Annotated in this window: 19 protein-coding genes; 13 read left to right on the top strand and 6 right to left on the bottom strand. The window is 68.6% G+C overall.

Features of this window, described 5'->3' with window-relative positions; translation table 11 throughout:
* Position 1: 1 nt before the first annotated feature.
* The 12 genes from E0H50_RS01705 to E0H50_RS01650 all read left to right on the top strand — a co-directional run bounded on the left by E0H50_RS01705 (position 2) and on the right by E0H50_RS01650 (position 13,101).
* Complete coding sequence (locus E0H50_RS01705) at positions 2 to 1,486, top strand: serine hydrolase domain-containing protein (protein ID WP_131284001.1); 1,485 nt, start codon at positions 2 to 4, stop codon at positions 1,484 to 1,486.
* 21 nt (positions 1,487 to 1,507) lie between these two features.
* Positions 1,508 to 2,026, top strand: a complete 519-nt coding sequence (locus tag E0H50_RS01700) for a flavin reductase family protein (RefSeq protein WP_131283999.1) — start codon at positions 1,508 to 1,510, stop codon at positions 2,024 to 2,026.
* A 41-nt stretch (positions 2,027 to 2,067) separates the two neighbouring features.
* Entirely contained in the window at positions 2,068 to 2,631 is a 564-nt protein-coding gene (locus E0H50_RS01695; RefSeq protein ID WP_202867968.1) for a TetR/AcrR family transcriptional regulator, read from the top strand.
* Entirely contained in the window at positions 2,628 to 3,182 is a 555-nt protein-coding gene (locus E0H50_RS01690) for a hypothetical protein (RefSeq protein WP_131283997.1), read from the top strand. Before E0H50_RS01695 ends, E0H50_RS01690 begins: the two co-directional genes overlap by 4 nt.
* Positions 3,183 to 3,196: 14 nt before the next feature.
* Positions 3,197 to 4,228 (top strand): zinc-dependent alcohol dehydrogenase family protein, encoded by a 1,032-nt coding sequence (locus tag E0H50_RS01685; protein WP_131283995.1) that lies wholly within the window; start codon positions 3,197 to 3,199, stop codon positions 4,226 to 4,228.
* 201 nt (positions 4,229 to 4,429) lie between these two features.
* Positions 4,430 to 5,707 carry an ABC transporter substrate-binding protein gene (locus tag E0H50_RS01680; RefSeq protein ID WP_131283993.1) on the top strand — a complete coding sequence of 426 codons (1,278 nt, stop codon included), beginning with the start codon at positions 4,430 to 4,432 and terminating at the stop codon, positions 5,705 to 5,707.
* 44 nt (positions 5,708 to 5,751) lie between these two features.
* Positions 5,752 to 6,651, top strand: coding sequence for a carbohydrate ABC transporter permease (locus E0H50_RS01675; RefSeq protein WP_131283991.1), 900 nt, complete (start codon positions 5,752 to 5,754; stop codon positions 6,649 to 6,651).
* Entirely contained in the window at positions 6,648 to 7,553 is a 906-nt protein-coding gene (locus E0H50_RS01670) for a carbohydrate ABC transporter permease (RefSeq protein ID WP_131283989.1), read from the top strand. Before E0H50_RS01675 ends, E0H50_RS01670 begins: the two co-directional genes overlap by 4 nt.
* Before the next feature lie 142 nt (positions 7,554 to 7,695).
* On the top strand, positions 7,696 to 9,327 hold the full coding sequence (locus E0H50_RS01665; RefSeq protein ID WP_238150706.1) for a hypothetical protein: 1,632 nt from the start codon (positions 7,696 to 7,698) through the stop codon (positions 9,325 to 9,327).
* 106 nt (positions 9,328 to 9,433) lie between these two features.
* Positions 9,434 to 10,984 carry a recombinase family protein gene (locus E0H50_RS01660; RefSeq protein ID WP_165546972.1) on the top strand — a complete coding sequence of 517 codons (1,551 nt, stop codon included), beginning with the start codon at positions 9,434 to 9,436 and terminating at the stop codon, positions 10,982 to 10,984.
* Positions 10,981 to 12,792: an NHL domain-containing thioredoxin family protein gene (locus tag E0H50_RS01655; protein ID WP_131283985.1), complete on the top strand. Its 1,812-nt coding sequence runs from the start codon at positions 10,981 to 10,983 to the stop codon at positions 12,790 to 12,792. Before E0H50_RS01660 ends, E0H50_RS01655 begins: the two co-directional genes overlap by 4 nt.
* Positions 12,793 to 12,852: 60 nt before the next feature.
* Positions 12,853 to 13,101: a DUF6458 family protein gene (locus E0H50_RS01650; protein WP_131283983.1), complete on the top strand. Its 249-nt coding sequence runs from the start codon at positions 12,853 to 12,855 to the stop codon at positions 13,099 to 13,101.
* Between the two features lie 3 nt (positions 13,102 to 13,104).
* On the opposite strand, the gene E0H50_RS01645 is transcribed toward E0H50_RS01650, so the two are convergent.
* From E0H50_RS01645 to E0H50_RS01625, 5 genes are all read right to left on the bottom strand, one after another.
* The gene (locus E0H50_RS01645) at positions 13,105 to 13,875 is read right to left on the bottom strand and encodes a DUF4097 family beta strand repeat-containing protein (RefSeq protein ID WP_131283981.1); all 771 of its coding nucleotides are present in this window, start codon (positions 13,873 to 13,875) and stop codon (positions 13,105 to 13,107) included.
* A 117-nt stretch (positions 13,876 to 13,992) separates the two neighbouring features.
* Positions 13,993 to 15,216, bottom strand: a complete 1,224-nt coding sequence (locus tag E0H50_RS01640; protein ID WP_131283979.1) for a hypothetical protein — start codon at positions 15,214 to 15,216, stop codon at positions 13,993 to 13,995.
* On the bottom strand, positions 15,213 to 15,863 hold the full coding sequence (locus E0H50_RS01635) for a hypothetical protein (protein ID WP_131283977.1): 651 nt from the start codon (positions 15,861 to 15,863) through the stop codon (positions 15,213 to 15,215). Before E0H50_RS01635 ends, E0H50_RS01640 begins: the two co-directional genes overlap by 4 nt.
* Positions 15,860 to 17,086 (bottom strand): hypothetical protein, encoded by a 1,227-nt coding sequence (locus tag E0H50_RS01630; protein ID WP_131283975.1) that lies wholly within the window; start codon positions 17,084 to 17,086, stop codon positions 15,860 to 15,862. The genes E0H50_RS01635 and E0H50_RS01630 overlap by 4 nt, the downstream gene beginning before the upstream one ends.
* Before the next feature lie 313 nt (positions 17,087 to 17,399).
* Positions 17,400 to 19,268 (bottom strand): acyl-CoA dehydrogenase, encoded by a 1,869-nt coding sequence (locus tag E0H50_RS01625; RefSeq protein ID WP_131283973.1) that lies wholly within the window; start codon positions 19,266 to 19,268, stop codon positions 17,400 to 17,402.
* An 81-nt stretch (positions 19,269 to 19,349) separates the two neighbouring features.
* Here E0H50_RS01625 and E0H50_RS01620 point away from each other — a divergent pair, with 81 nt between their 5' ends.
* Positions 19,350 to 19,865 (top strand): histidine phosphatase family protein, encoded by a 516-nt coding sequence (locus E0H50_RS01620; protein ID WP_131283971.1) that lies wholly within the window; start codon positions 19,350 to 19,352, stop codon positions 19,863 to 19,865.
* Here E0H50_RS01620 and E0H50_RS01615 read toward each other — a convergent pair.
* Positions 19,853 to 20,599 carry an endo-beta-N-acetylglucosaminidase H gene (locus tag E0H50_RS01615; RefSeq protein ID WP_475009207.1) on the bottom strand — a complete coding sequence of 249 codons (747 nt, stop codon included), beginning with the start codon at positions 20,597 to 20,599 and terminating at the stop codon, positions 19,853 to 19,855. The genes E0H50_RS01620 and E0H50_RS01615 overlap by 13 nt on opposite strands.
* Positions 20,600 to 20,733: the final 134 nt, after the last annotated feature.

Below are 20,733 nucleotides of genomic sequence, written 5' to 3'. Positions count from 1 at the left end.
CATGTCTGATGCGGAGTCGCTGGGTGAAGTCCTGGCCTACTACGGCCGTTGGCTCGAGTACAACCAGCGGTACCTGCGGATTCCGGGCGTTCAGGTCGCAGTGTTCGCCGAAGGGTCGGTCGTGTTCTCCGCGGCGCACGGGTCGGCTGACCTGGAGAACGACGTACCGCTGACCGAAGGGCATCTGTTCCGGATCGCGTCGCAGTCGAAGACGTTCACCGCGACCGCGGTGCTGCGGCTGTGCGAGCAGGGCCGGCTCCGGCTGGACGACGAGGCCGAGCAGTACGTGCCCGAGCTCGCGGGCGTTCCGCTTGGCGGCCGGACAGTGCGCGAACTGCTGTCGCACTCGGCCGGGATCACGCGGGACGGGACCGACGCGGACTGGTGGCAGCTCGCGGAGGCGTTCCCGGATCGCGAACGATTGCTCGCGCTCCTGCGGGAGCCGGAGGCGGCGGTGATCGACGAGAACGAGCGCTTCAAGTACACCAACGTCGGCTACGGACTGCTCGGCCTGGTGATCGAGCGTGCGACCGGTACGCCGTACAACGAGCACGTCCGGACCGAGATCGTCGAGAAGCTCGGGTTGACGAACCTCGGCCCGGAACTGGACCCGGCCCGGAGCGCGGAGTACGCCGTTGGATACAGCGGGCTCGCGTACGCCGACCACCGGGTGCCGATCGACCAGACCGACACCCGCGCGCTCGCGCCGGCGACCGGCTTCTACGGGAACGCCCGCGACCTGGTCACCTACTTCTCCGCACATCTTCCGGGAGACGGGCGGCTGCTCACCGACAGATCGAAACGGGAGATGCAGCACCCGGTCTGGCAGATCGGTGCGGGCGAGTGGCCGAAGTACGGGCTCGGCCTGCAGGTCGCGAAGGTCGGCGAGCGTCAGGTGTTCGGCCACGGCGGCGGCTATCCCGGACACATCTCCCGCACCCTGGTCGACCCCGAGGCGGGGATCGCAGTGGCGGCGCTGACGAACGCGATCGACGCACCCGCGAGCCAGCTGGTCGAGGGCTTCTACAAACTTCACGACCTGGCCCAGTCGAAGGAGCGGCCGGAGCAGACCGCCGGGCTGGGCCGCTTCACCGGGCGATTCGCCAGCCTGTGGGGCGTCGGCGATGTCGTCGAGCTCGGCGGCCGGTTGTACGGGATCAACCCGGCCGGCGCCGACCCGGCGGCCGAGGTGATTCGGCTCGAGCCGATCGGTGACACGTTGAAGGTTGTCGACGGCCCTGGACTCGGCGCGTACGGCGAGAGCTACCGGTACAACTTCCGCCCCGACGGCACGGTGGAATCGGTCCGGACCGCCGGTGGGCTGCTGTCCCGGCCGATTGAGCACTTCACGCTGCCGCAACGCGTCCGGGCCGAGGCCCCAACGGACCCGGTCCGATCCGCCCCGTCCCGCGCCCCGGACGGCGCGCGACCCGGCCACCTCCGGCGTCCGTCCGGGTCGGGCCGCGTCGTCGGGCGGGGGCGATAGCGCCCGACGTACGGTGCAGGTATGACGATCCACGGTGACCACCCGTTCCTTCCTCCGGAGTCCGAGCGGAGTCCGGTACGGCGGTTGCGGGGACGGCTGGCGTCGCCGGTCGGGTTGTGGACGACGGAGTACGACGGGAAGCGGGCCGGGCTCACGGTGTCGTCGATGCTGGTGGCCGACGGCGAGCCCGGGTACGTGATCGGGCTGCTCGACCCGGACTCCGACCTGTGGGAAACGTTGCGGGAGGCAAGGACCGCGGTGGTGTCGCTGCTCGGCGAACCGCACCGCCAACTGGCCGACGCCTTCGGGTACGTCGCCCCCGCGCCGGGCGGACCGTTCCGGATGATCGACTGGACGGACACCACCTGGGGCCCGGCGCCCGTCGGCGTCAGCACCTGGGCCGGCTGCACCCTCGTCGACCCCGACCCGCCCCAAGTGGGATGGGGCCTGCAGGTGCAACTCGAGATCGCCCACGTGGAGTTCGCCGCGGACGACGTACCGGCCCTGGTCCACCGCCGCGGACGGTACGTGACGGTCTAATCAGTTGATCGCAACAGGCTAATGCTATTAGCCTGTTGGCTATGGTAGTTAAACGCTCGCTGACGCCTGCTGCCGTGGTCGAGGTTGCGCTGGGCATCGTCGACGAGCACGGACCGGACGGCCTCACGCTCGCCGCCGTCGCGCAGGGCTGCGGGGTCGCCACACCGTCGCTGTACAAGCACGTGGCGAGCCTCGGCGAGCTGAAGGCGCTCGTCGGTGTGCGGGTGCTGGACGACATGACCGAGCAGTTCACCGCCACCGTCCTGGGCATGGGCGGTGACGAGGCGGTCGTCGCGCTGATGCACGCCTACCGCTCGTACGTCGCCGCCCATCCGAAGCGGTACGCCGCGATGCCGATGGATCCGCTGCACGATCCGGTGCAGGAGGCGGCGGGCAAGAAGCTGGTCGGTGTCATGTACGCCACGCTGCGCGGTTACGGGCTCGAGGGCCCGGCGGCGGTGCACGCGACCCGGCGCCTGCGGGTGCTCGTGCACGGCTTCGCGTCCATCGAGTCCGGCGGTGGCTTCGGTCTGCCCGAAGACCTCGACCTCACCTACGACCAACTCATCCAGATGTATCTCGACAGCCTGAGGAAAGACTCATGAGGATTCCGCTCTCCGTTGCAGGTGTGCTGTTCCTGCTCTATCCCGCCCTCCGTCCGTGGGAGGACGAGACGACCACGTCGGGCGCCGCGGCCGCGATGGGCGGCACGGCGTGGGTGGTCGCGCACCTGTGCGCGATGATCGGGTTCATCGTGGTCGCGGTCGCGTTGCTGCAGTTCGACCGCAGGGCGGCCACCGTGTTCTGGATCGGCGCCGGCCTGACGCTGCCGTACTACGGCGCCGAGGACTTCGGCCTGCACGCGATCGCCCACCAGCCGAACATCCTCGACCTCGCCGAGGACGTGCGCTACAACCCGTTCGCGATGACGATGTTCGGGCTCGGGCTGCTGACCATGGCGGCGGGCGCGATCGTGCTCGCGATCCGGCTGCGTACGGTGCCGGCGATCCTGTTCGCGGTCGGGTTCGGGCTGTTCCTGCCGCAGTTCTTCGGGCCGCCCGCCCTGCGGATCGGTCACGGCGTACTCCTCGCGGTCGCCTGCGTGTGGCTGGCCTGGGACGCGAAGCGGGTCGCGCCCGTACCCGCACCGGCCTGATCTAGCCTGGCTCCATGCGAGCCACAGTGATCCATGGAGCGTTCGACGTACGGCTGGAAGATCGTCCGGATCCGCGGATCGACGGGCCGGGGGACGCGGTCGTCAAGGTGGTTGCCTCGTGCATCTGTGGGTCGGACCTGTGGCCGTACCGCGGGGAGAATCCGGTCAAGAAACCGCGGCCGATCGGGCACGAGTTCGTCGGGATCGTCGAGGAGATCGGGTCCGAGGTCCGCACGGTCAAGCCGGGTGACTTCGTGGTCGCGCCGTTCGTCGTGAGCGACGGCACCTGCCCGCACTGTCAGGCCGGTTACCAGACCGCCTGCCAGAATCTCGTCGGGTACGGCAGCGGTAAGGCGGACGGCGGGCAGGGCGAGTACGTGAAGCTCCCGTACGCCGACGGCACGCTGGTCGCGACGCCCGAGGTGCCCGACGACTCGCTCGTCCCGTCGCTGCTCACGCTGTCCGACGTGATGGGGACCGGGTGGCACGCGGCGCGATCGGCGCGGGTGAAGGCCGGCGACACGGTCGTTGTCGTGGGCGACGGCGCGGTCGGGCTGTGCGGCGTACTCGCGGCCTCGCGGATGGGTGCGGAGCGGGTCGTTGCCCTGTCGCGGCATGAACCACGGCAGAAGTTGGCGAAGGAGTTCGGTGCCACGGACATCATTTCCGAACGTGGCGACGCGGCGCGGGACGCCGTCCTCGAACTCACCCAGGGCGTCGGTGCGGACGCCGTACTCGAATGCGTCGGGACGAAGCAGTCGATGACGACCGCGTTCGAGGTCGCGCGGGCCGGGGCCACGGTCGGGTTCGTCGGCGTACCGCACGGGGTCGAGGTGCCGATCGGGACGATGTTCAGCCGGAATGTCGGCCTGAACGGCGGGGCGGCGCCGTGCCGTGCATACCTGCCGGACCTGATGGCCGACGTGCTGGCCGGTGTGATTGATCCCGGCAAGGTGTTCGACGCGCAGATTCCGCTCGCGGAGGTCGCCGACGGGTACACGGCGATGCACGAGCGGCGGGCGATCAAGGTGCTGCTCCGGCCCTGAGCGTTTGCGCAACCCAACTGCGCGCAAAGCCCGTTCGAACAACGAATGTGCGCGCTCTCACACTGTCAAGGTGCGCGGGGTCACGGCTGCGCAACGCGGCTGCGCAGATCGTTGACACCCGCTGCGTGCCGTCCCAGAGTTGCACCGTCAAGGGGGCATCGTTGTCACAGGCGGCTCCATCTAATGATCGGAGAGTGAATCATGCGTGGTGGTCTGAGTAAGACCCTGGCGCTGGTGGGCGCGGCGGGTCTTCTCGCGGTGAGCGCCTGCGGGAACAGCGACGACAGCGGCGGCGGAGACTCGTCCGCGAACAAGGACGTCACTGTCTTCACCTGGTGGGCCGACGGTGGCGAGAAGGCCGGTCTGGACGGCATGGTCTCGGTGTTCAACACCGACTGCAAGGACTACAAGTTCGTCAACTCCGCCGTCGCCGGTGGCGCGGGCTCGAACGCCAAGCAGGTGCTGGCCAACGACCTGCAGGCCGGTAAGCCGCCGTCCACGTTCCAGGCGCACGCCGGCGCGGAGCTGAAGGACTACATCGACGCCGGCCAGGTCGACGACGTCAGCCAGCTGTACAAGGACTTCGGGCTGGACAAGGCGTTCCCGCAGAACCTGATCGACAACCTGACCGTCGACGGCAAGATCTACTCGATCCCCGCCAACGTTCACCGCGCCAACATCGTCTGGACGAACCCGGCCGTCCTGAAGAAGGCGAACCTGGACGCCGCCACGGCTCCGGCCAGCGTGGACGCGTGGATCGCCGACATGGACAAGCTGAAGGCCGCCGGCGTGAAGGCGCCGCTGGCCATCTCCAAGGGTTTCGCCCAGGAGATGGTGATGGAGGTCGTGCTGCTGGCCGAGCTCGGACCGGACAGCTTCAAGGGTCTGTTCGACGGCAAGACCGACTGGGCCGGCGCGAACGTGACGGCAGCGCTGAACAAGTACAAGAAGCTCCTGACCTACACCAACACCGACCGCGAGTCGGTCGACTGGCCGGACGCGCTGGGCTACCTGAACAAGGGCCAGGCCGCGTACTTCGTGATGGGTGACTGGGTCGCCGCGCAGCAGCTGGCCGACAAGGTGCCGGACACGGCGTACACCTACTGGCCGTCCCCGGGTACGGCGGGCAACTTCCAGTTCCTGTCGGACTCGTTCACGCTGCCGACCAACGGGCAGAACCCGGACGGCGCGAAGTGCTGGCTGAAGGTCACCGGTTCGGCCGAGGGCCAGAAGGCGTTCAACACCAAGAAGGGCTCGATCCCGGCGCGTTCGGACGCGAACCCGGCCGACTACCCGAAGTACCAGCAGTCGGCGATGGCGGACTGGAAGAAGGACAAGATCGTCCCGTCCTGCGCCCACGGTGCCGCGTGCACCCTCGGCCAGAACAACGACATCCTGTCCGCGCTCAGCCAGTTCAGCGGCGGCCAGGACGTCGCGAAGCTGCAGACCGCACTCGGTACCGCGATGAAGACGAGCTGATGCACGTCGAGTTGCGGAACCGATCCGAGTCGGAGGACTGAGCGGTGCACGGAAGAATTCGCACCTGGGGACCTGGAGCCCTGGTGCTGCTGCCGACCGTGCTGCTGCTCGGGTACTTCGTCTACGGGCTGATCGCGTGGTCCTTCAACACCTCGCTGACGAACCGGCACACCGCGCGCAAGGGCCCGGCGGACTACGTCGGGTTCGAGAACTACGGGCACCTGTTCGGTGAGGAACGGTTCATCAACTCGCTGAAGAACCTCGGCGTGCTCACGGTGGCGTTCATCGTGGGCACGCTGATCTTCGGCCTGCTCTGGGCGCTGCTGCTGGAGAAGGGCGTGCCCGGCGAGTCGATCTTCCGGTCGGTCTACCTGTTCCCGATGGCGATCTCGATGATCGCCTCGGGGGTGGTCTGGGGCTGGTTGCTGAACCCGTCCCAGGGCGAGGACGCGCGCGGTCTGAACCGGTTGTTCGAGATCCTCCATCTGAACTTCCTGGAGAATCCGTGGTGGACCGCCGGGAGTAGATGGACGACGATGGCGTCCATCGCGCTGCCCGCGGTCTGGCAGCTGTCCGGGTACATCATGGCGCTGTTCCTGGCCGGTTTCCGGGGCATCCCGCCGGAGCTGCGTGAGGCGGCCCGGGTGGACGGCGCGTCGGAGTTCAAGCTGTACCGGCACGTCCTGTTCCCGCAGTTGTCGCCGATCGCGCTGTCCGCGCTGATCATCCTCGGGCACATGTCGCTGAAGCTGTTCGACCTGATCTACGCGATCACCGGGCCGAACCAGTTCCGCACCGAGGTGCCTTCGGTCTACATGTGGAACACCTTGTTGCGCAGCGACCAGGCCAAGGCGGCCGCGATCGCGATCGTGCTCCTCGCCGTCGTCGCCGTCCTGGTCATCCCGTACATCGCGTACACCGTCCGGCAGGAGAACGAGGAATGAGCGCCGAGACCGCCGCCGCCACCGGCCAGGCTGCCGCGGCGATCAGCCGGAAACCGCAGAAGCGCGGCGTGATCGCGGACGGGTCGACCAGGCGCAGCCGGACCGTGCGGTACATCCTGCTGCTCTTCTTCCTGCTGTTCGTGCTCACCCCGGTGTACGTCGTCGTGATCACCAGCTTCAAGACCTCCGGCGACACCACCGCGGCCTCGCAGTGGAACCTGCCGAAGGAATGGACGCTCGAGCCCTGGCGCAAGGCCTGGGACGTCCTGCAGCCGTACATGATCCGGTCGCTGTCGCTGGCGATCCCGGCCGCGATCATCTCGTCGCTGATCGGATCCGCGAACGGGTTCGTGCTGGCCCGCTGGCGGTTCCCCGGGGCGAACATCGTGTTCGCGTTCATCCTGTTCGGCATGTTCATCCCGTACCAGGCGGTGATGCTGCCGCTGCGGACGACGTTCACCGAACTGGACGTGACCCGGGGCGTACCGACGCTGATCCTCGCGCACTGTATCTACGGTCTGCCGATCTGCACGCTGATCTTCCGGAACTACTACGCCACGATCGTGCCGAACGAGATCATCGAGTCGGCCCGGGTGGACGGCGCCGGGCTGATCCAGACCTATCTCCGGATCATCCTGCCGATCTCGATCTCCGGGTTCGTGGTGACCCTGATCTGGCAGTTCACCTCGGTCTGGAACGACTTCCTGTTCGCGTTGTTCCTGACTCAGCAGAACAACGGCCCGGTGACCCTGGGCCTGGCAGCGCTCGCCGGCGGCCAGAAGGTCGACTACGCGGCGAGTATGGCGGGCGCGCTGATCACGTCGTTCCCGACGCTGCTCGTCTACATCCTCCTGGGCCGCTGGTTCATCGGCGGTCTGATGGCCGGCGCCCTCAAGGGCTGACCTACACCGTCTTTGAGAACCCACCAACCACATTTCCACTCGGGAAACGGTTGGTGGGTTCTCAAAGTCGTACGGCGGGGTTGTCCACAGGGCGCGCTGGCAGGACTGCGGGGGACGGGGTGCGGACGGTAATCTCACGGAGGTGACCAAGTCTCCGAGTGGACGGGACGGACGGCGCAGCCATCTGCGGCTCGTCGGCTCCGACCCGGGTGAGCAGCCCGTGCCGACGGCTGTGGACGTCGACACGACGCCGAGTGTCGCCGTGCTCGAGACCTTGCTGGAAACGCTTGCCCTCGACATGGCCGCGGTGCCGGCCGCCCTGCACCCGGTGATCGCCGAGGCGTCGGTGGCGCGCTCGGCGGCGATGCTCGCCGACCAGCTCTGGCCGGCCGGCCTCCCGGACGAGATCGGCGAGGTGGAACGGTTCTTCTGGGCCGACGCGGCGCGGGTGCTCGGCGAGCGCCGTGACCTCGAGTCGTTCGTCCTGCTGACCAGCCTGGCGCGGACCGTCGGCCCGGCCGGGCGGCTGCCGCTGCAGCGGGCGCATGTGTCCCGCTTGCGGACGCAGGACGAAGTGCCGGAGTGGGTGACCCGGATCGCCGGGTTCCGGCTGACCAGCGCGATCGTGTCCGAGGACATCACCGGTGACGGGCTGAGCGTCGTGCTCGACTACGACGACGAGCAGCACCCGCACACCGTGGTGGTGTTCATCGACAACAACCTCGGCGCGATCATCAAGGACGTCTTCGTCGGCCCGCCGGTGGACCGCGTCCTGGAGGCGTACGAGCGCGGCGGCCGGGTCACCATCCGGACCGTGCGCCCGCCGATCGCGGCCGGCATCATCCTGCAGGCGCTGGGCGAGACCCGCGACTACGACGATCCGCCGGTCAGCGAGGACTTCGAGTTCTTCACCGGCCTGCTGGTGAATCGGCTGACCCAGATGCCGGAGCGCCCGGTCCGGCCGCCGATCCGCCCGCTGATGACCCCACGCCAGCGCGAGCAGCTGGTCGAGGAGTTCCTCGACTCGCGGTATGCCGTTGGTCTGCCCGACGATGCCGCGGACATCGCCCGGCTGTGGATCGACCACGCGGTCGACCACACCGTCGGCGGTCCGCAGCGCGTCAGCGCCGTACTGGTCGAGCTCTTCCTCGCGCACTGGCTGCCCCGCAAGGTGCTTGCTGACAGCACCTATTTCGACGCGGTCCCGGTGGTCGTCAAGGCGTGGCTCGAGTTCGCCGGTGAGCGGACGCACCTGCCGCTGGACGCCGTCGACGAGGCGGTCGACGCCGTCGACGTCTGGCAGCCGGCGCTGGAAGCCGCCGCGATGATCGACCCGGTCGGCTCGAAACCGGGTGAGCGGGTCTTCCTCGACGACGCGACCAACGACCTGGAAGACGCTTACCGAGCGCTGGCCGGCCTCGGCTCCCCACCGCAGCCCGACCTCCGCGGCCTGGACAACCACCAGGCCGCCACGCTCTCGGTCCTCGCGCCGCACGCCTGGCTGATGGCCGGCGAAACCCTCGGTACGTCGTACGCACCGGACGCCTTCGACATCGCCGAACGCCTGGTCCGCGACGCCCCCGAACTCCTCGCCAAGGCCCGCCTCTCCACCTGGCCCCGAGCCATCGTCTGGCTCCTCGCCCACCGCCACCGCCTGGTAGGCCCCGGCGAAACCCTCACCCCCTACACCCTCGCCACCGACCTCTCCTCCTCCCCGGCAACCCTCCGCAAAACCGCCAAACTCCTGACAGACACCTTGATCCTGCCGATCTAGCAGCCTGACCGATCGTCACACCCGTCAGGCCAAGAATGTCGGAGGGATCCGATAGACCTGTTCACTCGCGGTAGTTGCGGTGCGGAGCTTCATGGGGGACAGTGCGATGACGAGGAACGAGTACGCCGACCTGTATCTGCGGGTCTCCATCGATCGTGCCGGACAAACAGCAATCGAACGGCAGGAAGCCGACTGCCGGAGCTGGGCCGGCGAGCAGCAACTGAAGGTGCGTCAGGTCCACGTCGATCGTGGACGGTCCGCCTACCTCGACGCCGCCGGACGCCGCCAGGGACTCCGACAAGCACTGGCGGCCGTCTCCTCCGGTGTAGTCGGGACGCTTGTGGTCTGGAAGCTCGATCGGTTGTCCAGACAGGGAATCGGGCAGGTCGGCGAGTTCCTGCAAACGATCGGAGCGGTGGGTGGCCGACTGATATCGGTGCACGACGGCCTCGACACTTCCGAGCAATCCGATCGGCGATTGGTCGAGATGCTCGCAGAGCGTGCTCGATCCGAGTCGGAGAATCTCAGTCTGCGAGTTCGATCCGCCAAGCGATATCTCCGGTCGAAGGGACAATGGATCGGTGGGGCTCCGCCGTACGGTCTTGTCGTACAGGACGGACGGCTTGCGGTAGACCCGGCAACCGGACCTGTCGTTCGGCAGATCGTCGACAGGATTCTCGGGGGTGCATCGCTCGCCGAGGTGGCACGTTGGTTGAACGATGGTGGTGTCCCGTCGCCGAGGGGCCACAGGTGGGGTGTTGGATCCATTGCGCAGCTCCTTCGCTCGCCCGCTCTCGCAGGTCTGCTGCCAGAGACGCTCAAGCACGCCGATGGCCGGTACCGTGGGATCGTCCGGCCGTGGACGGACCCTGCCACCGGGCAGCCGGTATCAGTCATGGCGCCGGGCCAGCAGCCGTTGATATCACCTGTCGAGCAGCGACAGCTCGCCGCAGCGTTCGCGGAACGGACCAGGCTGTCCAAGTACGGCGTACGGCGGGGCCGGCGCTCCCCAGACAGCGAATACCTGCTGACGGGCCTGTTGCGTTGCGCAGGTTGCGCCGAGCGGATGAGCAAGCAAGGCAACTCGTATCGCTGCCAGTCGGTACGGGTCGGTCATCGCTGCACAGCGCCTGGTGGTGCCTACCAGCCCGCGTTGGACGCCGCCGTCGCACAGCTCTGGATGGACCGTCTGGACGCACTCAAGGACGGGGATCCGCTGCGACAGGCGGTTGTCGAACGCTTGGCGGCGGAAGTCGACCCCGAGACAGTCCTCAGGCGCGCATCGATCCAGGCTGCTCTGGTTGACGAGCAGACCGCACGTACAGTGCTCGATCAGGACTATTACCTGCGCCGTATCCTCGACCGCGACCGGTACCTGCCACTCCACGAGGCGCTCACACGTCGTATCTGCGATCTCGAATCGAGCTTGGCAAGTCTTCCGGCCCCGGTCGTCGACACAGGATGGCTCTACTCTCCTGTGCTCCGAGCCGAAAAGTGGTCGGAAGCAACGGTTCACGAGCGCCGCCGCCTGCTGAAACTGGCCATCGACGAAGTCGCTGTGTCGCGAGGTCGCCGCGGTGCGCGCTTCGTGCCGAACGATCGTCTGGTGATCAGCTGGGCCGAGCCCTTGGACGGTTCGGCGACAATGGGGGCATGAGTTCCGCTCCGGTCCCCGGTAAACGCCGTCCTCTCGTTCGCGCCCCTGAGCTTCGCGGCCGGTCGTGGTTGAACACGGGTGGCAAATCGTACTCGATCGCGGACTTCCGAGGTCGTCACTTGTTGCTGGATTTTTGGACGTTTTGTTGTGTCAACTGTCTGCATGTGCTGGATGAGTTGCGGCCGTTGGAGGAGAAGTACGGGGACGCGTTGGTGATTGTGGGGGTGCATTCGCCGAAGTTCGCGCACGAGGGGGAGGAGGCGGCGGTGCGGGCCGCTGTCGAGCGGTACGAGGTGGGGCATCCGGTGCTGGACGACCCGGAGTTGATCACCTGGCAGAACTACACCGCACGCGCCTGGCCGACGCTGGTGCTGGTGGATCCGAACGGGTATGTCGTCGCGCAGTACTCCGGCGAAGGTCACGAGCACGCCCTGGACGCGTTGCTGGCCGAGCTGATCGTGCAGCACGAAGAGGCCGGCACGCTCACCCGCGGCAAATCGCCGTACGTCGCGCCGACCCCCGAGCCGTCGGATCTCCGCTTCCCCGCGAAGGTCGTTGCGGTGGACAACGGGTTCCTGGTCGCCGACGCCGGCAACCACAGCATCGTCGAGCTTGCCGCCGACGCGACCACCGTCGTACGCCGGATCGGAACGGGGCATCGCGGTTTCGCAGATGGTGCTCCCGACCAGGCGAGCTTCTCCGAGCCGAACGGGCTTGTGATCCTGCCGTCGGACGTGGCCGCCGAGGTCGGGTACGACGTGGTGGTCGCGGACACCGTCAACCACGCGCTGCGCGGGGTGTCCCTCGCGGACGGTCAGGTGACGACGTTGGTTGGCACCGGCAAGCAATGGATGGACGGCGACGGGACCGACGTACTGAGTTCGCCGTGGGATGTCGCCTGGTGGGGCGGCAAGGTGTGGATCGCGATGGCCGGCGTACACCAGGTGTGGACGTTCGATCCGTTCACCGGGGAGACCGCGGTCGCGGCCGGTACGACCAACGAAGGGCTGAAGGACGGGCCGTTGGGCGAGGCGTGGTTCGCGCAGACGAGCGGGCTCGCGGCGGACGGCGAACGCCTGTGGCTGGCCGATTCGGAGATCTCGGCGCTGCGGTGGATCGACACCGAGGTGCACACCGCGGTCGGCACCGGGCTCTTCGACTTCGGGCTGCGCGACGGTAAGGCGAGCGAGGCGTTGTTGCAGCACCCGCTCGGGGTGACCGTCCTCCCGGACGGGTCCGTCGCGGTCGCCGACACCTACAACGGCGCCGTACGGCGTTATGACCCGCGGACCGAGACCGTCGAGACGATGGCCACCGGGCTGGCCGAGCCGAGCGGTGCCGTTGTCGTGGGCAACGAGTTGCTCGTCGTCGAGTCGGCTGCGCATCGCCTGACGCGGATCCCGCTCGGCGCCTCCGCGACCGCCGACGAGTTCAGCACGCGGACGCAGCGCCCGCCGATGGATCTCGCCGCCGGCGAGGTCACGCTGGAGGTCGTGTTCAACCCGCCGCCGGGGCAGAAGCTGGACGACCGCTACGGCCCGTCCACGCGGCTGCTGGTGTCCTCCACGCCGGACAACCTGCTCCGCGACGGAGCGGGCGACTCCACGGATCTCGTACGCCGTCTCGTCATCGACCCACACGCCGGATCCGGGGTCCTCCACGTGGCCGTCCAGGCCGCGTCGTGCGACGACTCCGCCGAGGTGGAGTTCCCCGCCTGCCACATGCACCGCCAGGACTGGGGTGTCCCCGTCCGCATCACGCCCGACGGCCCGAACCGTGTCGAACTCGTCCTCTCCGGCAGTAAGTAACTTGTTTGACTGAGGGGTACCGTCGAAGGTGTAGGTCAAAGGACTCGCTGGGAGGCTCGGATGAGCATCGGTGTGGGGATCTTTCTGATGGTGGTCGGTGCCGTGTTCGCGTTCGCCGTCCGCGACACCTGGGACGCCGTGAACCTGCAGGTCGTCGGCTACATCCTGCTACTCGCCGGCCTGGCCGGCATCGTGCTCTCCTTCTACATCACCAACCGCCGCCGGCGCGTGGAGACCGACGCCATCGACCCAGCCGTCGAGGAGGAGTACCGCGTCGTCGAGGAACACCACCGCGACATCAAGGAGTAGTTCTCAGCGACTGTTGAGTTCGATGTCCCCTGAGGTGGTGGTCGCCGTCAGAGTGTGGCCGGCGGTCGTGGTGTTGCCGAGGCCGTCCTCGACCTCGCCGTGCCTGCTCTCGGTGGTGACCTTGTAGGCGCCGGTCGGGGCGCTGATCTCGATGTCGCCGCTGGTGCCCTTGGCGCGGATGTCGTTGGCCTCGGAGACGTCGAGTTCGATATCGCCGGACGTCGTCTCGACGTTCACCGCACCGCCGCGCAGGTCCCGGGCCTCGATGTCGCCGGAGTTGGCCTTGACGTCGAGTTTGCCGGTCAGGTCCTGAACGCTCACGTCCCCGGAGGTGACGTCGAGGTTGACGTCGCCCTTGACCTCGCGGAGCTCGACCTTGCCGGAGTTGGATTTCGCGTCGATGCCCGCCACGCCGGTGATCTCGAGGTCGCCGCTGCCGTTGTCGCCGGTGACCTTGGTGCCGCGCGGCACGGTCACCTCGAAGTCGGCGGTGCACTGCCAGCCGCAGTCGCCGTCGAGCTTGAGTACGCCGTCCTTCACCGAGTACGCGTCGCCGTGCTTCCAGAACCAGAACTTGCGCTTCTCGCGCACGCTGGCCTGGTCGTCGTCGGACACGTTGATCGTGATGTCGGCGTGGCCCGCGGCGAGCTGGACCGTGGTGATCTTGTCGTCGATCTTGTGCGTGTCGTCGGAGTCCCGATCCCCGAACTGCCAGAACGCCAGCCCGGCTGCCGCCACCAGCAGGATCACGCCGAGCTGCTTGTTCTCCGCCATCGTCCGCCTCTTCTCGAGCCCACCCACGTTGTCGCAACGACAGTAGGCTCCGGGGCCAGGCCCCAGGATCCGGCAGATCCCCCGAGGCGTCCCTGAGCCGCGCTCAGGGGCACCCTGTCAGCGGCTCAGCTCGCCCCTGGCGACGGCAGCGGCCAGATCGTCGCCGGTGGTGCCGAAGAAGGTCCGGGCCCAGACCGAGTCCTCGTACCAGTACGGCCCGTCCTCGCCGGGCAGCGACGCCGGCGCCGACTTGCGCTTGAGCGCCTGCCGGCACTCGTCGCACAGCGGCAGCGTGAGCGTCGTACCGTCGGACTCCACCTTGGTCGGCCGACCGGACGAGCGACCGTGCAGCGGGTTGAACGCGCACAGGTCCGGTACGACCTCCACCTTGCGATCGGCCGCGATCGCGACCGCGGCGGCGTACTCACGGCGGGCCTTGTCCAGCAGGACCATCGCGCCGACCAGGTCGACGAGGCCCGGCGACGAGTCGAGGACCTTCGACGCGGCGGCATGGCCGTCGAGAGCGGCCTGCTGGTGCTGGTGCACGAGGCCCGCGCCTGCGGTCGCTGGGAGCGCGGCGAGCTGCGAGCCGAGCGTGGTCAGCTCGGCGTTCGTCTCCCGGGTCAGCCGGCGGCGCCGCTCGGCCGCCACCGTCGCGGCCACGTGCGGCGGGATCCGGAACGTCTTGCCGCGGCCGGCGCCGCGCCGGCGCCCGATCACCAGGCCGAGCCCGACCAGGACGACGAGTCCACCGACGATCGACAGCGCGACGCCCCACCCGCGGCCCTCCGGGTCGAGCACGGGGGACACCGAACCGGACGGCCGCTTGGACGTCTTCGGGATCCCCGGCTGCGCGAGCAGCTCGTACATCCGGGCCAGCACCTCGGTCGGCCCCGCGTCGTACCCGGTGTCTTCCAGCGCGCGGGTCCGCGACGCGTCGAGCTTCTCCTCGTTGACCTGCGGCACGTTCTTCGCCTCGTACCAGGGGAAGCGGCTCCCGCCGTCGACCACGACGTACAGCCCCGGCCGCTTGAGCGCGTCCATCACCAGGGTCAGCACGTTCTGCTCCTGGCCCTGGAACTCGTCGCTCGGCGTCAGCGGCAGCACCATCGTGTAGACCGGGTACCCGAGCGCGCCCGCCTTCTTGCTGACGTCCTCCTGCAGGTTCGCGGGCAGCGCCGTCTTGTACGCCGGGTCGATGTACAACGGGTCCTTGGCCAGCGCGGTCGCGATCTCGCGCGCCCGCTCGGCCGGCGTCCGCGTCGGACCGGCCTCGGCGGGGGCGGCGACCAGCAGGGTCAGCACCGCGGCCAAGCAGCTCAGCAGAATCCGGGTTCTCACGCGCGTCCTTTCTTCCGTGCACGGGCTTGCGCTGCCACGGTCAGTACGATGACGCCGAGGAGGGCGCCGCAGATCAGCCCGATGAAGACACCGCCGGCGCCGTGCCCGATCGCTGTGCCGACGGTGAACTTCTCCGGCTTCCGCGGGGACGAGTCCTCCGGGTCGGGCGGCAGCGGCTCGGTCCGGGCAGGCTCGGGCGTGCTGTACGTCGACTCCTTCACCCCGTCGAGGTACTCCGTGAGCTGCTTGCTGAGCGCCTCTTCGTAGTCGCCGTAGGTCCAGCTCGGCGTGGACACGCCCAGCTGGTGCGCTACGCCGTCCGTCCGGGTGCCGTCCATCACGACGTACAGCCCGGGCTTGCCGTTCGCGGCCGCCAGCCGGCCGGCGAGCAACTTGGTGTCGCCCTGCTCGGGGAACCACTCGCCGCTCGGCACGACGGCAACGAACACGGGATACTTCGCGCCTGAGATGACTCGCAGCGTCTCGGCGCTGTCGGTGACGGAGATGAAATCCGGATCGACGTACAGCGGCCGTTCCGCCCAGATCGCGACCGCCGCGGCGATCCGGGAATCGGTCGGCGTGGCCGCCTGCGCACTCCCGGTGAGCGCGAAGACCGTTGCCGCCAGCAACAGGATGAGCCGCCTCATCGGACCTCGTCCTGCCGGGCGCCGATCCGCTCGGGCAGATCGTCGGAGAGCGCGCCGAATCCGCTCGCCACCATCGGGCTGTCCTCCGGGTCGAGCGTCCAGTACGGCACCGGCTTGCGCCCGAGCAGCCCCGCCTTGGCCAGGACCCGCAGACCACGCGGCGTCCGGCCCCGGCCTACGGCGGTCGCACACGACTTGCAGGCCGGGACCTCGACGTCGTCCGACCAGTCGACCTTGATCGTGCCGGGCTGATGCATCGGGTCGAAGAAGCACGGCGGCTGCAGCGCCGCGCCGGAGGCGACCCGCTCCGCCTGCCGTGCGAGCACGAACGCACCGGCCAGGGCGAGTACGTCGTCCGGCTGGTCCGCGCGCACCGCCCGTGCCGCATCGAGCCGGCGGTAGGCGTCGTCGCGCTGGTCCAGCTGTGCGTTCGACTTGGTACGGCGACTGTCCAGGCGCGCCAGTGCCTGCTCGGCCTGCCTGATCTTGCCGTCCGCCTGCCGTCGTACCCGAGACGGCTCGATCGGCGGCTTGTCGACCGACCCGCGCTTCGTGCTCTTCGAGCCGGGCCGGTACCGCAGGGCGGCCACCAGCATCGGCACGAACGCGAGCAGCCCGCCGATGACGCCACCGACAGCCGTCGCCCGGTCCTTCTTGTCGCTCACCGACAGGCCGCCGTCGCGACTGCCGTCCCGGTCCGGCTCCAGGTCTGCCGCCGGGACCGGCGGCAGGGCGCGGCCGTCGTACGCCGTCGACGCCTGCTGGATCGTGCGGACGACCTGCGGCGCCGGCCGATCCGAGACGATGGCGAGGCGCTGTTTGTCCGCGGACCGCACGCTGGTCAGGTCGCGGCCCCGGAGTCCGGCCGGCCGGTAAAGCTCCGCGGTCGTCGACCAGTAGTCGGCGTCCACGATCGCGACCACATACACCCCCGGCTCGCCGATCCGTGCATGCAGCAGGGTGGGCAGGTCCGACCTGCTGCCCCGCAGGTACGGCGTCCGCGGCACGAGCGCGACGTACACCGGGATGCCCGCGGTACGCATCGCGGCCCGGATCCGGTCCAGCTCGGTCTCGGGGATCGCGAGTCGCCCGTCGACGGACAGGTGATCGGTTCGCCAGGCGGCGGCGATCCGGTCCGGCAGCTCGGGTGTCTCCGCGCGCGCCGGCAGGGCGGGGAGGAACGCGAGGGCCGCGAGCAGGGCGATGAGAAGTCGGAGGCGCATCGCGGACAGCCTACGACGACCGGGTCTCGACACATTCACACCGACGTACGGACACATCTGCTGGTTCCACCCGGGGAGGTTTGGGCGCGACCCTGGCCCGGACAGGGGAGGCCAAGCCAGGGTCGCGGTGTTTCAGGGCAGAAACGTTGCTACACCGCCACGCTCCGCAACAGGGCAGATCGTGGGGCAACCCGGGGCAGATCAGCCGATTTCATGCCCCGACCTCACTCGGGGCATGCTTGCCGACGGCCCCGAACCCCCGGCTCGGCCCGCGCAAGTGGCCGAGCCGGAGGAGTACGGGCAGGTTGCGGCCTCAGAAGGCGGACTCGGGCAGGTCCATCACGTCGAGGTCGGTGAGTTCGGCCTTGATGCGCTCGGCGCGGACGGTCGGCATCGTCGAGCGGACGAACCACTGGGCGGCCGCGACCTTGCCGGTGTAGAAGTCCTGGTCGGCCGGGGACAGTTCGCCGCCCAGCTTCTCCAGCGCGACCTCGGCCTGCCGGAGCATCAGCCACGAGCAGACCACGTCGCCGAGGACGAACAGCAGCCGCGAGGTGTTCAGGCCGACCTTGTAGACGTTCCGCGGGTCGCCGTTCTCGGCCTGCGGGTTGGCGGCCATGAGGGCCTGCCCCATGATGCCCAGGATCTTCTGCGTGTCCTCGAGACCCTTGGCGAGCAGCCCGCGCTCCTCCTTCAGCCGGCCGTTGCCGGCCTCGGAGGCGACGAACGCCTGCACCTGCTCGGCGAGGTGGCCGAGTGCCTTGCCCTGGTCCTTGATGATCTTGCGGAAGAACAGGTCCTGGCCCTGGATGGCCGTCGTGCCCTCGTAGAGCGTGTCGATCTTCGCGTCCCGCACGTACTGCTCGATCGGGTAGTCCTGCAGGAAGCCGGAGCCGCCGAACGTCTGCAGCGACTCGGTGCCGAGCAGCGTCCAGGACTTCTCCGAGCCGTAGCCCTTCACCAGCGGCAGCAGCAGGTCGTTGACGCCCTCGGCCAGCTTGTCGTGCTCACCGGCGTACCGCGCCTGCTCGGCCCGGTCCTGGTACGTCGCCGTGAACAGCACGAGCGCCCGCAGCGCCTCGGCGTACGCCTTCTGGGTCAGGAGCGACCGCCGTACGTCCGGGTGGTGGGTGATCGTGACCCGCGGCGCGTCCTTGGCCGGGTTCGTCATGTCGGCGCCCTGGACCCGCTCCTTGGCGTACTCGAGCGCGTTCAGGTAGCCGCTCGACAGGGTCGCGATCGCCTTGGTGCCGACCATCATCCGCGCGTACTCGATCACCTGGAACATCTGCGCGATGCCGTCGTGCACCTCGCCGAGCAGCCAGCCCTTCGCCGGCCCTCCGTTGTTACTGTCGCCGAAGGTGATCTCGCAGGTGGTGGACACCTTGATGCCCATCTTCTTCTCGACGTTCGTGACGAAGGCGCCGTTGCGTTCACCGGTCAGCTCGCCGGTCTCGAGGTCGAAGTCGTACTTCGGAACCACGAACAGGCTCAGCCCCTTCGTGCCCGGACCGCCGACGCCCTCGATGCCCTGCGGCCGGGCGAGGACCAGATGGACGATGTTCTCGGTCATGTCGTGCTCGCCCGAGGTGATGAACCGCTTGACGCCCTCGATGTGCCAGGACCCGTCGTCCTGCAGCGTGGCCTTGGTCCGCCCGGCGCCGACGTCGGAGCCGGCGTCCGGCTCGGTCAGCACCATGGTGGCGCCCCAGCCGCGCTCGATGATGTGGTGCGCGATCTTCTTGTCCCGCTCGGTCCCGTTGCGCCACAGCACGTGCGCGAAGTTCGGGCCGGCGGCGTACATGTGCACCGGTGGGTTGGCGCCCAGGACCAGCTCGGCGGCGGCCCAGCGCAGCGACGGCGGGGTCGGCTGGCCGCCCAGCTCGGCCGGCAGTTCGAGCTTGAACCACTCGGCGTCCATGTAGGCGTGGTAGCTCTTCTTGAACGCCTCGGGCATCCGGACCTCGTGGGCCTCGGGGTCGAAGACCGGCGGGTTCCGGTCGGCCTCCGCGAAGGACTCGGCCAGCTCGTGCTTGGCCAGCCGGTCGACCTCCGCGAGCACCTCGCGGGCGGTGTCGACGTCCATCTCGGCGTACGGGCCCTGACCGAGCACGTCACCTCGGCCCAGGACCTCGAGCAGGTTGAACTCGATGTCCCGCAGATTCGACTTGTAGTGACTCACAGAGGCTCCCAACTTAACTCGCCAGTAACTTGAGTATATACCCGCCGGTAACCGGGGCAAAGGGAGATTGACTGTGAGGTTATGAAGCTGATTTACGAGACCCATGCCACCACGGTCGACAATGAGCACGGAGTGGCGACCGGCTGGTTGCCGGGAGAGCTGTCGGCCGCGGGCCGCGAGCAGGCGCGGGAACTGGGGGACCGGCGGCGCGGTGTCGACCTGGTCTTCAGCTCGGACCTGCGACGCGCGGTGCAGACGGTCGAGCTGTCCGGGCTGACGGTGCCGCACTTCCAGGACTGGCGGCTGCGCGAGTGCAACTACGGCGAGCTGAACGGCGCGCCGCGGGACGCGCTCGCCCCCAGGGTCGAGCGCGTCCACACCCCGTTTCCGGGCGGTCAGTCGTACGCAGACGTCGTAGAACTGACCCGGTCGTTCCTTGCTGATCTGAAGCGCTGGTATGACGCCGGCACAGTGCTTGTGGTTGCGCATTCGGCCAACCGATGGGCCCTCGACCACCTCCTGGGCAGCGGAGCCCCGCTGGCGGAGCTGATCGAGGAGCCGTTCGATTGGCAGCCCGGCTGGGTCTACGGCTTGTAGACCGTCGCGCTGCCGTAGAGCTTCTGGGTGAAGGCGCTCATGTACGCCGACGTGTCGGACTCGGTGAGGTTGTACGTGAGGAAGACGCCGTACCCCTCGTTGACGGTGCGCTGCGCGAGGGAGGCCGCCGTACTGGAGCTGGTCGCGGTGTACGAGACCGCGGCCGGCGACTGGCGTGACTTCACGCTCGGCGCGGACGGGACGCCCCAGCTGCCGTAGTACGGGTTCCAGCCGTAGTCGAAGGTGTCGACGATGCTCTGGCCGTTGTACGTCAGGCGTTCGGCGGACGGGCCGATGTCGTAGAGCGTGATGAGCTTGTTCGGGAGCTTCGCACGGAGCGCCTGGACCAGGTAGACGAACGAGAAGTCGTTCGGCTGACCGGTGCCGTTGTTGCCGTACTCGGCGTACTCGTCGTCGAAGTCGATACCGTCCAGGCCGTACTGGTTGACCGCGTCCGCGAGTTGCTGCGCGAACGCGTCGGCCGCGGCCTGGGTCGGGAAGTTCGCGAAACCGGCGCCCTGGTGGTTGCCGAGGATCGAGAGCAGGACCTTGATGCCCTTCTGCTGCAGCGGGCGGACCTGGGTGGCGACGTTGTTCAGCACGCTCGTCACCTGGTCGTTGAAGTGCAGGTAGGCGTTCGTGCCGTCGTAGTTGATGTTCGCCGCGAAGATCACGGCGACGTCGATCACCTGGGCGCCGCCGTTGGCCAGCGTGTACTTGCCGGCGTTCAGCATGCTGTGGTCGTTGACCTCGATGTACGCGACGGTGACCGGTCCGGTCTTCGCGCGCGGGCGGCGCTTGTCCGCGGCCGCGGCGGGCAGCGCGGCGCCGGTGGCGGCCGCGGCGGTTCCGGCGGCCAGGGCTGACA

It is taken from the genome of Kribbella sindirgiensis (genome assembly GCF_004331435.1).
GTDB lineage: Bacteria > Actinomycetota > Actinomycetes > Propionibacteriales > Kribbellaceae > Kribbella > Kribbella sindirgiensis.
Note: the sequence above shows the minus strand (reverse complement) of the source record. Positions and strands in the feature narration are given on the sequence as shown.

What these genes read in the sequence shown, in the direction of transcription:
- E0H50_RS01705 (WP_131284001.1), top strand. Translation starts at nt 2, where the DNA reads ATGTCTGATGCGGAGTCGCTGGGTGAAGTCCTGGCCTACTACGGCCGT.
- E0H50_RS01700 (WP_131283999.1), top strand. Translation starts at nt 1,508, where the DNA reads ATGACGATCCACGGTGACCACCCGTTCCTTCCTCCGGAGTCCGAGCGG.
- E0H50_RS01695 (WP_202867968.1), top strand. Translation starts at nt 2,068, where the DNA reads ATGGTAGTTAAACGCTCGCTGACGCCTGCTGCCGTGGTCGAGGTTGCG.
- E0H50_RS01690 (WP_131283997.1), top strand. Translation starts at nt 2,628, where the DNA reads ATGAGGATTCCGCTCTCCGTTGCAGGTGTGCTGTTCCTGCTCTATCCC.
- E0H50_RS01685 (WP_131283995.1), top strand. Translation starts at nt 3,197, where the DNA reads ATGCGAGCCACAGTGATCCATGGAGCGTTCGACGTACGGCTGGAAGAT.
- E0H50_RS01680 (WP_131283993.1), top strand. Translation starts at nt 4,430, where the DNA reads ATGCGTGGTGGTCTGAGTAAGACCCTGGCGCTGGTGGGCGCGGCGGGT.
- E0H50_RS01670 (WP_131283989.1), top strand. Translation starts at nt 6,648, where the DNA reads ATGAGCGCCGAGACCGCCGCCGCCACCGGCCAGGCTGCCGCGGCGATC.
- E0H50_RS01660 (WP_165546972.1), top strand. Translation starts at nt 9,434, where the DNA reads ATGACGAGGAACGAGTACGCCGACCTGTATCTGCGGGTCTCCATCGAT.
- E0H50_RS01655 (WP_131283985.1), top strand. Translation starts at nt 10,981, where the DNA reads ATGAGTTCCGCTCCGGTCCCCGGTAAACGCCGTCCTCTCGTTCGCGCC.
- E0H50_RS01650 (WP_131283983.1), top strand. Translation starts at nt 12,853, where the DNA reads ATGAGCATCGGTGTGGGGATCTTTCTGATGGTGGTCGGTGCCGTGTTC.
- E0H50_RS01645 (WP_131283981.1), bottom strand. Translation starts at nt 13,875, where the DNA reads ATGGCGGAGAACAAGCAGCTCGGCGTGATCCTGCTGGTGGCGGCAGCC.
- E0H50_RS01635 (WP_131283977.1), bottom strand. Translation starts at nt 15,863, where the DNA reads ATGAGGCGGCTCATCCTGTTGCTGGCGGCAACGGTCTTCGCGCTCACC.
- E0H50_RS01630 (WP_131283975.1), bottom strand. Translation starts at nt 17,086, where the DNA reads ATGCGCCTCCGACTTCTCATCGCCCTGCTCGCGGCCCTCGCGTTCCTC.
- E0H50_RS01620 (WP_131283971.1), top strand. Translation starts at nt 19,350, where the DNA reads ATGAAGCTGATTTACGAGACCCATGCCACCACGGTCGACAATGAGCAC.
- E0H50_RS01615 (WP_475009207.1), bottom strand. Translation starts at nt 20,599, where the DNA reads ATGCTGAACGCCGGCAAGTACACGCTGGCCAACGGCGGCGCCCAGGTG.